Source organism: Syntrophorhabdaceae bacterium, from assembly GCA_036504895.1.
Taxonomy (GTDB): Bacteria; Desulfobacterota; Syntrophorhabdia; order Syntrophorhabdales; family Syntrophorhabdaceae; genus PNOM01.
Genome location: DASXUJ010000116.1, coordinates 1 through 13,749 on the forward strand (window position 1 = coordinate 1; position 13,749 = coordinate 13,749).

General features: G+C 52.4%; 17 protein-coding genes. 14 read left to right on the plus strand and 3 right to left on the minus strand.

The genetic code is table 11. The annotated features are described in order from the left end of the window. Nucleotides 1-314 precede the first annotated feature (314 nt). The 13 genes from VGJ94_16670 to VGJ94_16730 all read left to right on the plus strand — a co-directional run bounded on the left by VGJ94_16670 (nt 315) and on the right by VGJ94_16730 (nt 9,699). Nucleotides 315-731, plus strand: coding sequence for a transcriptional repressor (locus tag VGJ94_16670; protein HEY3278251.1), 417 nt, complete (start codon nt 315-317; stop codon nt 729-731). A 59-nt stretch (nt 732-790) separates the two neighbouring features. Beyond that, nucleotides 791-976, plus strand: a complete 186-nt coding sequence (locus tag VGJ94_16675) for a cytochrome ubiquinol oxidase subunit I (protein HEY3278252.1) — start codon at nt 791-793, stop codon at nt 974-976. A gap of 11 nt (nt 977-987) precedes the next feature. After that, a complete protein-coding gene (locus VGJ94_16680; protein ID HEY3278253.1) occupies nt 988-1,362 on the plus strand; it encodes a desulfoferrodoxin in 375 nt (124 codons plus the stop codon). 59 nt (nt 1,363-1,421) lie between these two features. Continuing rightward, nucleotides 1,422-1,997 carry a rubrerythrin family protein gene (locus tag VGJ94_16685; GenBank protein HEY3278254.1) on the plus strand — a complete coding sequence of 192 codons (576 nt, stop codon included), beginning with the start codon at nt 1,422-1,424 and terminating at the stop codon, nt 1,995-1,997. Between the two features lie 183 nt (nt 1,998-2,180). Further along, nucleotides 2,181-2,798 (plus strand): methyltransferase domain-containing protein, encoded by a 618-nt coding sequence (locus VGJ94_16690; GenBank protein HEY3278255.1) that lies wholly within the window; start codon nt 2,181-2,183, stop codon nt 2,796-2,798. Between the two features lie 2 nt (nt 2,799-2,800). Beyond that, the gene (locus VGJ94_16695; GenBank protein ID HEY3278256.1) at nt 2,801-3,616 is read left to right on the plus strand and encodes a nitrilase-related carbon-nitrogen hydrolase; all 816 of its coding nucleotides are present in this window, start codon (nt 2,801-2,803) and stop codon (nt 3,614-3,616) included. Beyond that, complete coding sequence (locus tag VGJ94_16700) at nt 3,613-3,783, plus strand: hypothetical protein (protein HEY3278257.1); 171 nt, start codon at nt 3,613-3,615, stop codon at nt 3,781-3,783. Before VGJ94_16695 ends, VGJ94_16700 begins: the two co-directional genes overlap by 4 nt. Continuing rightward, nucleotides 3,752-5,410, plus strand: a complete 1,659-nt coding sequence (gene argS / locus VGJ94_16705; GenBank protein ID HEY3278258.1) for an arginine--tRNA ligase — start codon at nt 3,752-3,754, stop codon at nt 5,408-5,410. The genes VGJ94_16700 and argS overlap by 32 nt, the downstream gene beginning before the upstream one ends. Before the next feature lie 38 nt (nt 5,411-5,448). Further along, nucleotides 5,449-6,078, plus strand: a complete 630-nt coding sequence (gene lepB / locus VGJ94_16710) for a signal peptidase I (GenBank protein ID HEY3278259.1) — start codon at nt 5,449-5,451, stop codon at nt 6,076-6,078. Between the two features lie 60 nt (nt 6,079-6,138). Then, entirely contained in the window at nt 6,139-7,806 is a 1,668-nt protein-coding gene (locus VGJ94_16715) for a tetratricopeptide repeat protein (protein ID HEY3278260.1), read from the plus strand. Then, nucleotides 7,803-8,321 (plus strand): hypothetical protein, encoded by a 519-nt coding sequence (locus VGJ94_16720; protein ID HEY3278261.1) that lies wholly within the window; start codon nt 7,803-7,805, stop codon nt 8,319-8,321. The genes VGJ94_16715 and VGJ94_16720 overlap by 4 nt, the downstream gene beginning before the upstream one ends. A gap of 4 nt (nt 8,322-8,325) precedes the next feature. Next, nucleotides 8,326-9,387 (plus strand): DUF362 domain-containing protein, encoded by a 1,062-nt coding sequence (locus VGJ94_16725; GenBank protein ID HEY3278262.1) that lies wholly within the window; start codon nt 8,326-8,328, stop codon nt 9,385-9,387. A 15-nt stretch (nt 9,388-9,402) separates the two neighbouring features. Continuing rightward, on the plus strand, nt 9,403-9,699 hold the full coding sequence (locus tag VGJ94_16730) for a hypothetical protein (protein ID HEY3278263.1): 297 nt from the start codon (nt 9,403-9,405) through the stop codon (nt 9,697-9,699). On the opposite strand, the gene VGJ94_16735 is transcribed toward VGJ94_16730, so the two are convergent. From VGJ94_16735 to yedF, 3 genes are all read right to left on the minus strand, one after another. After that, entirely contained in the window at nt 9,696-9,983 is a 288-nt protein-coding gene (locus tag VGJ94_16735) for a DUF3343 domain-containing protein (GenBank protein ID HEY3278264.1), read from the minus strand. The genes VGJ94_16730 and VGJ94_16735 overlap by 4 nt on opposite strands. Continuing rightward, nucleotides 9,970-11,103, minus strand: a complete 1,134-nt coding sequence (locus VGJ94_16740) for an aminotransferase class V-fold PLP-dependent enzyme (GenBank protein HEY3278265.1) — start codon at nt 11,101-11,103, stop codon at nt 9,970-9,972. The genes VGJ94_16735 and VGJ94_16740 overlap by 14 nt, the downstream gene beginning before the upstream one ends. A gap of 67 nt (nt 11,104-11,170) precedes the next feature. Beyond that, nucleotides 11,171-11,773 carry a sulfurtransferase-like selenium metabolism protein YedF gene (gene yedF / locus VGJ94_16745; GenBank protein HEY3278266.1) on the minus strand — a complete coding sequence of 201 codons (603 nt, stop codon included), beginning with the start codon at nt 11,771-11,773 and terminating at the stop codon, nt 11,171-11,173. A gap of 535 nt (nt 11,774-12,308) precedes the next feature. Between yedF and VGJ94_16750 the strand changes: the two genes are divergently transcribed. Beyond that, nucleotides 12,309-13,571, plus strand: coding sequence for a glyceraldehyde 3-phosphate dehydrogenase NAD-binding domain-containing protein (locus VGJ94_16750; protein HEY3278267.1), 1,263 nt, complete (start codon nt 12,309-12,311; stop codon nt 13,569-13,571). Nucleotides 13,572-13,749: the final 178 nt, after the last annotated feature.

Sequence of the window (13,749 nt, forward strand, 5' to 3'; positions counted from 1 at the left end):
CTTTACCACTTCTTCATTGAAGGTATCTTTGACGTCATCGGCCATTCTCTTGAAATCATTGAAAGCCCTTCCCAAAGAGCGGGCAAGGTCCGGCAGTTTCGACGGCCCCACCACGAGGAGGGCTACGATAAGTATGATAATAATTTCCGGGAGGCCTAAACCGAACATATTTCTTAACGTAACACAAAAGAGGCGGGATATAAAGGGGATGAAGGAGAAAAATAACGCAATTCCCATTATCAAAAATGATTGACAATAACGACTATCAGATGATATGAAATAGTAGATAAGAATCACTATAGGGTAGGGAGACCATGGCAGGGGAAAAGAAAAAGCATTTCAAGATGACGCCTCAAAGGATGGCGATTCTCAAGTACCTGGAGAACAACAAGGACCATCCCTCCGCCCTGGATATTTACACCTTCGTATCGAAAACCTTTCCCACCATGTCCCTTGCCACTGTCTACAATACCCTTAAGGCTTTGAAGGACCTCAGAGATATCAGGGAGCTCTTCATCGATTCCGATAAGAGCAGATTCGATCCGGATACGGCAGACCACAACCACCTTATCTGCATCAGGTGCCGAAGAATAGTGGATATTCAGGAGGGCTTCGGCCTCTCCATCCCCGAGAACGAAAGGCAGGGATTCGAGATTATCGGCAATCACGTCGATTTTTATGGAACCTGCCCGTCCTGCAATAAAGGAGAGAGGGCGGACAAGGCATCATGAGGGGGACTCGGAAGACCTCGCATTTGTGCAGTCGATCGTAATCCGGAGGAGGAGGGGATATGGATGTTCTATTGCTGTCACGTCTGCAGTTTGCAACGGCTACGTATTTTCACTTTCTCTTTGTTCCTCTGTCGCCCGGTCTCTCCCTCATGCTCTTCAGGGGCAAAGAAAGTGAAGGAAGAAGGACTCGATTATTGGGAAGGATAGGCACCAACGGACAGGCAGCGACAAACCGATCAAAATAGGAGGATATTGCATGGCTGAGAGACTCGAAGTGTACAAATGCGAAGTGTGCGGGAATATAGTTGAAGTGCTTCACGGCGGGGCAGGGCAGCTCGTCTGCTGCAACCAGCCGATGATGGCGCTGAAAGAGAATACGGTGGATGCATCCCTCGAAAAACACGTGCCCGTGATCGAGGCGACCGCGGACGGCTTCAAGGTGAAGGTGGGGGCAATAGCCCATCCCATGGAGGAAGCGCACCATATCGAATGGATCGAGCTCATCGCGGACAGCAAGGCATACAGGCAGTTCCTTCCACCGGGAGCGGCGCCGGAGGCTTTTTTCGCAGTGAAAGCAGAGAAAGTAACGGCCCGGGAATATTGCAATCTCCATGGACTGTGGAAGGCATAAGCGGCAGGTGAAGGAAATTCATCGAAACAATTTAATGACTATATTGTAGGAGGAGTGAGATGAAATCAGTGAAAGGCACACGGACGGAACATAACCTGCTCGCGAGCTTCGCGGGCGAATCGCAGGCGAGAAACCGCTACACCTATTTCGCGTCCCAGGCGAAGAAGGATGGCTTCGAGCAGATTTGCGCGATTTTTCAGGATACTGCGGAGAACGAGAAGGAGCATGGGAAAAGGTTCTTTAAATTTCTCGAAGGCGGCACCGTGGAGATCACTTCATCCTATCCGGCGGGGCTAATCGGCACGACGCTCGAGAACCTGAAGGAAGCGGCCGACGGTGAAAACCTGGAGTATACTACCCTCTACCCCGAGTTCGCCAGAATCGCGGATGAGGAAGGATTTCCGGAAATAGCAACGGTATACAGGGAAATAGCGAAGGGAGAGTGGGGCCATGAGCAAAGGTACCTTGCCCTTCTTCAGAACGTGGAAAAAGCTACGGTGTTCAAGAAAGAGAAGCCTGTGAAGTGGCGCTGCAGGAACTGCGGCTACATTCATGAAGGCGCGGAAGCGCCCGATGAATGCCCGGCCTGCGCCCATCCCCAGGCGTATCAGGAGGTCCTGGCGGAGAACTACTAGACCGAATGAAACCGGCGGCAGAGACCCCGTACACGGCTCCGGAAGAAAGGAGCGGAATAGGGTCTCGGCCGATGCCGGCCCCGGGATGCGACCCTTGTTATCCATCTCTCACGGGCCGGAAGCCATGCGGGGCGCGTCTTTTTCCTTGACACCGCTCTTTCCCATCTGTTAGGTTTTGAGCTTATGAACCGGGAAGAGATCAGGCGAATATACAGTAGATACGCGGCCGTGTACGACATCCTGTTTGCGCAGTCATTTTTTCCGAGGATCAGGCTGGGCCTTCAGAAGATCGGCATAAAGCCGGGCGACACCATCATCGAGGTGGGAGTGGGCACAGGCCTTTCCCTGGAATTATATCCGGAATCATGCAGGGTGGTCGGAATAGACATTACCCGGAAGATGCTGACAAAGGCGAAAGAGAAGAAGGACAAGTTCGGCTTCGACCACGTCTCTCTTCTCGAGATGGACGCGGAGAACATGAGCTTTGCCGATGACAGCTTCGATCACGCGGTGGTGCCCTTCATTGTCAGCGTGGTGCCTAATCCCATAAAAATGATGGCGGAAATAAAGAGAATAGTGAAGAACAACGGCAAGATCATCGTGATCAATCATTTCAGCAGCAAGAATGCGGTTCTGGCGAGGCTCGAGAAATTCTTTTCTCCCCTGTTCCTCCGTCTGGGATGGACAGCCGCCGTCCCCATCGATCTGCTCAAAAATCACTGTAATCTCTATATTGAAGAGGTCTCGAAGAAATACAGGCTGGACCCCTGGTTCATCATTCATGCGACAAACAAAAAATAGATATGAAAATAGCCGGAATACAGTTCGCGTGCTCAAAAGATAAAGAGAAGAATACAGAGAAGGCCCTGAAGATCATGGATATGGCCCTCGAAGAGGGGGCCCGGATTATCTGTTTCCAGGAGCTCTTCAATCTGCCCTGGTTTCCCAAAGAGAAAGATGAGAGCGCCTTCGCCCTTGCCGAAACAGTAGACGGGGAGACGGTGAGGAAAATCCAGGAGAGAATGAAGTCGGCCGAGGGGGTCGTTATTCTCCCCATATTCGAAAAAGAGGGCGACAAGTACTACAACAGTGCCGTGGTCCTCGACAAAGGGAGCGTGACCGGCGTCTACAGGAAGATCCATCTGCCCCATATCCCTCTGTGGGAAGAGAAATTCTTCTTTTCCTCCGGCGACCGTGGTTTTCCCGTGTTCGAGACTTCCGAAGGTAAGATAGGCATCCAGATATCATGGGACAATCTGGTCCCTGAAGGACCGAGGATTCTGGCCCTTAAAGGGGCCGACATCGTATTCGCTCCCACGGCCTGCGCGTTCAAATCCCAGCATATCTGGCAGACGGTGATATCCGGGAACGCCATCGCGAACGGCGTCTACATGATGAGGGTAAACCGCGCCGGAAGCGAAGAGGCGCAGGACTTCTACGGCATGTCTTTCTGCGTAAACCCCGAGGGGGAGATCATAGGCGGTCCGACGGGGGGAGGAGACAGCCTGCTTCTGGCCGACGTGGATTTTGAATATTTGAAAGAGTTCAGGCGGGAATGGCCCCTGATGAAGGAGAGAAAGCCGCTCCTCTATAAGGAAATCCTCACGGAGTCGCCATGACGGACGAGCCGGCCCTGTGCGCCCTTTGCGCCTGGAGAAAGGATTGCCAAAAAAGGTTTCTGAGAAGCAAAGACATTCAATTGAAATGTCCCGATTTTACCAGGGATATGGCGATAAAGGATACGGAGAAGGGGGATGCTGAAAAGAAAGATAGCGGAGATAATTGAGAGCTGCCTCAACGCCGGGAAAGAGAGAGGGGCTATACCTCCGGATTTTCTTGTAAACCCGATAATAGAATCTCCCAGGGAAGAGGGATATGGGGATTACTCGACCAACGTCGCCTTTTTCCTCGCCCCCAAGTTAAGGAAGTCTCCCCCTGAAATTGCCCGTATGCTCGTAGAGAGCATGGAATTCGATCACCTCTGTGATAAGGTGGAAGTTGCGGGCAAAGGTTTCATAAATTTCTATATCAAGGAAGATGCCTGGAGACAGGGTCTCAAGGCAGTGAACGACTCGGGCCTCGAGATACTGTTCCCCGATGTGGGTAAAGGGAAGAAGGCTTTACTCGAGTTCGTAAGCTCCAACCCCACCGGACCCCTCCATATAGGCCATGGGAGGGGAGCGGCCGTGGGAGACGTGCTCTCCAACCTTATGAAGAAAACCGGATATGAGGTGGCGAAGGAGTACTACGTCAACGACGCCGGCAAACAGATACAGACCCTGGGTGAGTCGACCTACCTCAGGTGGAAGGAAGGGCGAGGCGAAACAGTCGAATATGGAAAAACCCTGTACCAGGGAGATTATGTCAAAGAGATTGCAGCCCTCATAGACGAGAAGCAGATCCCGGTGCCGGAAGACCGGGACGAGGCGATAAAGCTTATGGCCTCCTTTGCGGGCGATCTGGTAATGAAGAGTATTGAAGACGACCTCGAGGCCTTCGGGGTAAAATTCGACAATTACTATAGAGAATCGTCTCTCTTCAGCAGAGGCGTGGTGCAGGACACCCTGGAGTTTCTCAAAACAAAGGACTATGCCTACGAAAAAGAGGATGCCCTCTGGTTCAGGACGAGCCTCTTCGAAAAAGACGAAGACAGGGTGCTCATCAAGTCCGACGGAGAGAAGACATATTTTGCATCCGATATCGCCTACCACCGGGATAAACTCGATCGGGGCTTCGAGATGCTCGTCGACATCTGGGGCTCGGACCATCACGGGTACATCCCCCGCATGAAGGCGTCCCTCAAGGCGCTGGGGCGGGACGCGGAGGCCCTGAAGGTGCTCCTCATACAGTTCGTCACCCTCCTTAAGGACGGCAAGCCCGTGGGCATGTCGACCAGGTCCGGTGAATTCACCACTTTGAAAGAAGTGCTCGATGAGGTGGGAAGGGACGCGGCGAGGTTCTTCTTTCTCATGCGGAAGAGTGATGCCCATCTCGAATTTGACCTCGATCTCGCCAAGAAAACCTCAAACGACAACCCCGTCTACTATGTCCAGTATGCCCACGCGCGGATTGAAAGCATTTTTCGGGTCGCAGAGGAGAACGGTATAGACCTCAATGATCTCGACCGTGCCGATGTAAGCCGGCTCGAGCTTAAGGAGGAGATCAACCTGATCAGGATGATGCTCCAGTATTATGCAGCCTTGGAGGGCGGTGCGCGAGGCTTCGAGCCCCATCGCATTGCCTTCTACCTGCTCGATCTGGTGGGAAAATTTCACAGTTATTACAATAAGGCCAGGGTCCTGGGCGAAGACCCGGACCTCACTCTGGCGAGGTTATTGCTCCTCAAGATATTAAAAGCTATTATAAAGGACGGTCTGCAGGTCCTCGGCGTATCGGCGCCGGAGAGAATGTGACGCCCCGGACTGCGTGGAAGAGGGCAAAAGGAGCCTAAATGAAAGGAAACAAAAGTAAGACGAGGGAATATGCAGAGTCCCTCATCATTGCGGCGATTATCGCCTTTTTCGTCCGTAGTTTTTTTATACAGGCCTTCAAGATCCCGTCGAGCTCCATGGAGCCCACCCTTCTTATAGGCGACCACCTGCTGGTAAACCGGCTCAGCTATGTGATGAAGGTCCCCTTCACCGACATCGTGATTTTGAATATCGGCAAGCCCAAAAGGGGCGATGTGGTGGTCTTCAGGTACCCCGTCGACACGAGCAAAGACTTCATTAAAAGGGTCATCGCGACCGAAGGGGAGACGGTGGAGGTAAGGGATAAGACCAAAATTTTCGTCAACGGCGAGAGAATCAAGGACCCCTGGGCCCATTATGCCGAGCCGAATGTGATAATGCCCGGATTCCTCTCTCCGAGAGATAACCTCCCCCCGCAAAAGGTCCCGAAAGACTGTTATTTCGTCATGGGCGACAACAGGGACAGAAGCCTCGACGGCAGGTTCTGGGGTTTCGTCAGAAAAGACCTTTTTGTGGGCAAAGCCCTCATCATCTACTTCTCGTGGGACGGCGAATCGCCTGACCTCCTTCATTACGTACGGTGGGAAAGGATCGGAAGACTCATACGATAGGCCCCTCATGGTTTTTTAGCCGCGCCTGTGATACAATAGGGAGGCCATAACAACAACTTTATGAAAAAAACGGTATTTCTCTTTTTAGCTTTTTTTCTTTCTCCCCTTGCTCAGGCATGGGGAATTGATTATTCCGCGTCGATTTTCTCTTTCCTCCAGGGTTACCGGATCGAGGCACAAGGGAATTATGACGAGGCTATAGAGTCCTACCGGAAGGCCCTTGCCGCGGACCCCGGCTCTGCGGACATCAGGACCGAGCTTGCCCTGGTTTACATCAAAAAAAGTAATTTCCCTAAAGCAGAAGAGCTTCTGAAGAAAGCGATCGAGATAAACGGCACGAACAGAAATGCGCTCATTCTGCTCGCCGGCCTCTACCAGGCCGAGAAAGACCCCGGGAAGGCAAAATCCCTCTATGAGCGATGCATTGCGTTGGACGACGAGGACACGGAAGCATATCTGCACCTCGGCGCCATATATATTACGGAAAGGAAATATGATCAGGCCATCAAGACCTATGAGAAGGTGCTGGCCTACGACGAGGATAACATCCTTACCCTCTACTATATGGGAAGGCTTCACGCGGAGCTGAAGCTCTACGACAAAGCCGCCGCCTTCCTGACCAAAGTCCTGGAGCTCAAGCCGAATTTCGAGCCCGCCCTCATGGACCTTGGGACTATCTATGAGCTGGAAGGTAATTTCGACAAGGCCATCGATCTTTATCAGAAGATAGTGGTCCTCGACCCGGACAACAAGAGGGCCCGATCGAGAATTGCGGCGGTCTACGTAAGACGGAAGCAGTACGACAGGGCTATCCATGAGTTCGAGAAGCTTTCTGACGTGGATAGGGGAGATTTGTCGATCCGGATCAAAATAGGGCTCCTTCACCTGGAGGAGGGCAGATTCGACGAGGCGATACGGGAATTCAATTTTCTCCTCGCATCCCAACCGAAGAATAACTCCGTCCGGTACTATGTTGCCGTTGCCTGGAAAGAAAAGGGAAATATTAAAGAGGCTATCCGCCAATTCCTCCAGATCGAGCCGAATGCCGAAGAATTTATGGACGCTGCAAAGAATATCGCTTTTCTTTACGTAAAAACCGGTGAAATCGACGAGGGTATCGAAAAATTTAAAGGGTTTACTGCAGCGAAGAAGGACAGCGTCGACCTCTACATCCTTCTCTCATCATTATATGAAGAGAAGGGGGATTTCCGGAAAGGCATAGAGACGCTCAACGAGGCCCGTCGCTTATTCCCGACAAATGTGGACCTCCTCTACCAGATAGGAATGCTCCATGAGAAGGCCGGGGAGACGGATAAGGCGTTGAGTATTATGCAGGAGGTGCTGAAGCTCGACCCCGAGTATGCCCACGCCCTTAACTTTATCGGGTATACATGGGCGGAAAAAGGGATAAACCTCGATCAGGCCGAAGAGATGATCAAAAAGGCTTTGCAGAAAAGGCCTGAAGACGCCTATATTCTCGACAGCATTGGGTGGGTATATTATAAGAAGGGCAACTATAAGATGGCCCTCACGGAGATACTGAAGGCAACCCAATCCCTCCCCGACGACCCCACTATCGCAGAGCATCTCGGAGAGGTCTATATGAGCATGAGGGATTATCGCAATGCCGTCGAATCTTTTGAAAGGTCGGGCAGGCTCGAAAAGAAAGAAGATAAGAAGCGGGCCCTGGATAAGAAAATAAAGGAAGCCCAAGATAAAATAAAGTGAAAAAAGGACTGGTATGGCTCTGCCTTCTATTGCTCCTGTCCGGATGCTCCTTCCTCACCCGTAAGACCGCACTTCCCATAGAATGGCCTAAGACAATCGATTCCATGGAAGCTTTGTGCGACCTGAATATGGCGTGGAAGGATATGCATTATTCAGGCTCCATGTCTCTCAGGGTCGCCTATCCCGATGCGATGCAGATGGAGGTGTACGGTCCCTTTGGGGAAACAATCGTCTACCTTAAAAAGACCCCCCAAACCTTTCTCCTGGCGGCCGGAGACGAAAAATATGTCAACGAAAAGGCTTTCGAGGAAAGGTTCGATATAAGCTTGAAAGACTTTATCGATGATCTGACCCTGAGAGGACCTGTCCGGGAAGGACCGGGAGGCCTCTTCGTGCAGCGCGCGCGCTACCGGGTAGTTTACAATTTGGGAGAGCGGGAGAGCAAGTCTTGCTGGGAGGGCATTGAAGGCAGGATATGCATCACCTTCCTCGAAGCCCGCTTCAACGGCGAGTAAGAATTTGGAAAGGGTCTACCTCGGCTCATGCCCCGAATACCGGGTTTCCCTCATAAAGGATTTTATTCTCGAAGGAATCGGCGGCATGGAGAAGGAATTTGAGGGCGCCCGGGTCCTCTTGAAACCAAATCTCCTCTCCGGCAAATCCCCTGAGAAAGCCGTTACTACCCATCCCGCCGTGGTGCGGGCTATTGCCGAAGTGTTGCGGGACCTGGGCGCGAAGATATATATCGGGGACAGCCCCGGGTATGAATCGTGCGAAAGGGTGCTCAGGGTTTGCGGTCTCATGGAAGTGGTCGAGGAGATGGGAATCGAAATCGCCCCCTTCAACAAAAAGGTACTTGTGAAAGGAGAGGGCGTATCACCTTACAGGGTCTTCACCCTTGCCGAGGATATCCGCTCTTATGATGGGATCATAAATCTCCCGAAATTGAAAACCCATGTCATGATGGGTCTTACTCTGGGGGTGAAAAATACTTTCGGCTTCGTGCCGGGCAAGGAAAAGGGTAGGTGGCACCTGAGGGCAGGAAAGGACAGGTTCCTTTTCGCATCGGTGCTCGCCGATATCCATAACCTTGTAAAACCGACCCTTACTATCCTTGACGGGATCATCGGCATGGACGGAGACGGCCCCTCGAGCGGAAGGGTCCGTCCTTTCGGCATAATTGCCATGTCCAAAAACGCATTCGCCCTTGATTATGTGATCGAAAAGCGGGCGGGTATAGATCCGCCTCTGCCTCTGAGCGCTGTTGCGATCAAACATGGATTATTGGGAAAATATGAAGTCGTGGACCTGGGGGCTCCCCTTATCCAAGGGCTCATTCCGGCGCGGGAATCGGCCGCGGATTGGGCACTTCCGGGGTTTGTGAAGAAGATTCTCCGAAAATTACTCGTGAAAAAGCCTAAGGTGAAGGAAGAGATGTGCAGAGGCTGCGGGGTGTGCGGCAGCATGTGCCCTGCCTCCGCGATAACCATGGAGCAGGGGCTGCCCCGGTTCGACTACCGTGCGTGCATCTGCTGCTATTGCTGTCAGGAAATGTGTCCCGAAGGAAGCATAAGAGTCTAGAGGAGGGCGTAGGGTATGGGAGCGAAGGTCAGTGGGAAGTGTAAAAAGTGCGGGAAGAAAGCGGAAAAAGAGGGCATCAGGGGGGAAGGCGCGGGCAGACGGCCGTTTCTTTGCGTTCCATGCCTTGAATCGATATATCCGGAGGGCAAGGAGCTGCCTCTTGCCATGGATAAAGACGGCAACCTCTATTATACGGATAAAGCGAGAAATTGCATGGTTATCTTTTTTTCCTACGGAGATGTGCCGTATTCCTCATGTACGGAAGTGAGTCTTGACGATGAGGAATGGGGATGCGGATTCTCGCTGGTTTAAGAAGAAGCTGACGGGGGTTCGCAGCCCTGTTCCAGGTTCAAGGCAATATATTCCTTTCCATCGAACATGTAGCGTTTCTCGACTTTGATGCCTCCCATGCAGGCCATTGCCGATTCGATCTCGTCATCCAGCCTGATGCAGGAGCCGCAGTCGGAGCTGAGATTTCTCGGGATGGGCATGAGCTCTATGGCCAAACCCTTTTCCTTCAGTCTTTTTTCCGCCTTCAACACGTCATGTATTGTGGCAAATATAAGATAATAGGAACATTTTTTAAGTTTCTGCAATTTCTCTGACCGCCTCTATGAATGCTGCGATATCGCTTTCACCGGTGAAATAGCCCGGAGAGACCCTCACGGCCCCGTGAGGAAAGGTGCCGATAGTCCTATGGGCTTCGGGAGAACAATGAAGTCCCACGCGTACGTAAATTCCCCTCTTATTTAGTTCATACCCTACCTCCGACGGTAATTTACCCTTTATATTGAAGGAGAGTACAGGAATCGGGGGAGCGCTGCCCTGGGCGCCATATATCGTTGTTTGTCCCGTATCTTCAAGGCCGGCGCGAAGGGCCTTCATGAGTGCTCCTTCCTTCTCCATGATCTTCCCGATCCCGGTTTCCTCTATGAAGGTAAGGCCTCCTAAAAGGGACGCGATGCCCGGGGTATTGGGCGTGCCGCTCTCGTAGCAGTCCGGAAGGATTGTGGGCTGCTCGATCGACTCCGACCTGCTGCCCGTGCCCCCGAACCTGAGAGGTATGGGTGTAACGCCCTCCCGGAGGTACACAGCCCCGAGGCCCTGCACTCCGTAAAGGGATTTATGACAGGAGAAACAGAGGGCGTCGATCCGATCCCCCACGACATCGATGGGGAAGGAACCGATGGTCTGGCAGGCGTCGACGATAAGAAACAGACCTTCCGTAGCCGCTCTTATGCCTCTGAGGTCCTGTAGGCCGCCCGTCACATTGGAGCCATGGTTGATAATTACGGCTTTGGTATTCTTTTTTATGAGGCCCTTAATTCGTTCAGGATCAAGTTCTCCATGGGGAGCGCAATCGGCTATCGATACCTGAACCTTCCGGGTATTTTGCAGGTAAGTGAGGGGCCTCATGACCGAGTTATGTTCCATGGAGGTAGTAATTACGTGGTCTGCCTCGCCCAGGATTCCCAGTATCGCGAGATTGAGGGAGTCGGTGCCGTTCTGGGTGAAGATTATACGCTCGGAATCAGGCGCTTTGATGAGGGACGCGAGTTTTTCTCTGGCGCGAAAGATGATCCGTGCCGCTTCGACCGAGGCGGTGTGGCCGCTCCTGCCGGGGTTCCCCCCTACATTGGTGACGAAGTCGACCATGTAGCGCATTGTCTGTGGCGGTTTTGGGTGCGACGTGGCTGAATTGTCGAGATAGATCATAATGTACCGGGGGAAGCGCCCAGGATGGTGCGCGCGACCTCCGCTCCCGCTGCCGGAGATTTGTGTATCAAGGCTTCAGCACGTTGCTCGCCTCGACAAAGGAGGAAGCGATCTCATGCATATTGCTCACTCTTCCGACCCCGAGCTTCGTTTTAAGGCCGAAGAAATCGAGGCATGTCCCACAGGCGAGCACTTCGGTTCCGAGCCCGCAGATTTCGGAGAGGGCGTTGACATAATCGGAGCCCTCCGCAAGCAGCCTTACTCCCCCGTTGAGGAAAACGATCCTCCAGGGAATCACATCAAGGTCCTTGAGGGTGGAAAGAAAAGATTTCATGAGGACCCTGCCTAATTCATCATCTCCCCGGCCTATAGTGTCCGAGTCAATGACCACCAGGAGCTTTTTCTCGGTAGGAACGGTGGTACACGCGGAGGCATCCGGCTCTTGGACCCCGCCGACCTTTGCGCCCTTAAGAATATAAAGGGCTCCGCCCTCTTCCATCTCCGATGAGACGGAATATCCCTTGGACGTGAGAAAGCGGGTTACGTTGCCTGCTGCCACATCATTATCGAGAATTATCTCTATTTCCCCCACCGGGTTCTTGTCGAGATATTTTTTGGTCTCCACAACCGGAATAGGGCATGTCATACCTTTTAAATCCAACCTGTCCATGCTTATATTATAAGGGAAATGTAGTATTCACGCAAATGAATAGTATGAATCCGATAATAAGACTTATGCAAAGAATGAATAATCAGTCTCGGAACGAATTACGCCCAGGGATTGGGTGTGGCGGGTAGAGGCACGAACGGCACCCGGCATGCTTGGTCAATCCGGCGCCGGCTCACGAGGCAAGGAAGAGCTCAAGGCGTGTTATAGCTGCGTGAATAAAGGAAAAACACCTGTTGACTTTCAAAGGGGTGTTTTGTTATAAATACAGCATAATCGTGAACGGCGTAGTTCTCCTGTCGGTTTAATGTCGCTTTCCCCCTGCGGGCAGGTGAAGGCGAAGTAAGAGACACAGGCACATGGCACTGAAGCCGAAAGAAAAAAGGCGTTTTGAACGGTTCCTTCCTATAGGCGGAATTACCTGCCGACATCCCGAATAATATCGAAGATTCTGAAGCGGCTGCCCCGTATTGCGCACCGGGCTTCCCGCTTCTTATTAATGCCGAACGTATGAGATACTTATAAATAGGAGGTTACGATGGGCAAGGTAGAGGTTTTCGAGAACAGGGCGCCCGTCCTTGGTATCAACGGGTTGGGGAGAATAGGAAAGCTGACCCTGTGGCACCATGTGAACAGAAAGTATTTTAAGGAACTGGTAGTGAGCCAGGGAAGGGGAGTGGGGAAGGGCATGTTCGCCATTGCCCAGCTTATAGAGAAGGACGCCACTTACGGGCTCCTTCACAGGTTCCTGCACGGTATCAATGCAGAGCCGGTCATTAAAATAGTGGACGAGCAGAAAGGGAAGCTTCTCATTGACGGGATTCCGGTTACGGTGCTGAGAGATGCAAGGAACCCCAAAGATATCCCATGGCGGGACTACGGTGTGCAGGTAGTGACGGAATGCACCGGCAAGTTCGGCGATCCCACGGCGGCGAGTGACGGCGAGAAGGGCTCCATCAAGGGACACCTGGAAGGCGGGGCCCGCATCGTGGTTAATTCATCGGCATTCAAGATAAAGAATAAGGCCCTCTCCATGCCCGCCGATGCAATAACCCTTATTTACGGGATCAACCACCATGCATTCGACCATAAGAAGCACAGGCTCCTTTCCGCGGCGTCGTGCACGACCACCGGGCTCGCCCATATGGTAAAGCCCCTTCTCGACAACAAGGAGACGAGTAAAATCCTTACGGCCTCCATGTCCACGGTCCATGCGGCGACCAACACTCAGAGCGTGCTCGACAGCGTGCCCAAGGCCGACGAAAAGGATCTGAGGAAAAACAGGAGCATCCTTAATAATATCATCCTCACTTCCACCAATGCGGCCGATGCGCTGGCCCAGGTTATCCCCGAGGTAAAGGAGATAGGCTTCATGGCGGATTCGATTCGTGTTCCCACGAACACAGAATCCCTGATCGTTCTGAACGTAACGTTTCAGGCACACCAGGGCAAGGATGGGGTTCCGTCGATCACGACCAAACACATCAACGACCTCTATAAGAAGATCTCGGATAAAGACCCCGAGCACCTGGTCCGCTATTCGGAGGAGCAGAATGTCTCCACCGACCTCATTGGAGTCAATGCCGCTATCGTGATCGAAGGGCAGTTCAACCATAGCAGGACTGCCTTCATGTCCATCGACCTGTCCCAGGTGCCGAACATCCCTTCCGCCCTGAAGGCGGAGACGGTCAGGCTGCCCGTGGTACACGCAAAGATATTCGGCTGGTACGACAATGAGTATGGCAGCTACACGAACAGAATGGGCGATCTCACCGTTTTTGCCCATAAATCGTTAGCTTGAGATAATTGAGATAATGAAGGCCCTGCTCTCGTCTCACACAAGAGCAGGGCCTTCATTATTTAGAAAGTATCTTTCCTGGTTAAAGGGCGATCCTGAAGGGCTCCTCCGATTTGGTCTCGTGGGTCCCCAGATAAACCGAGCCGCTGAAGCCGTCGATACTTACCAGATCGCCTCCATT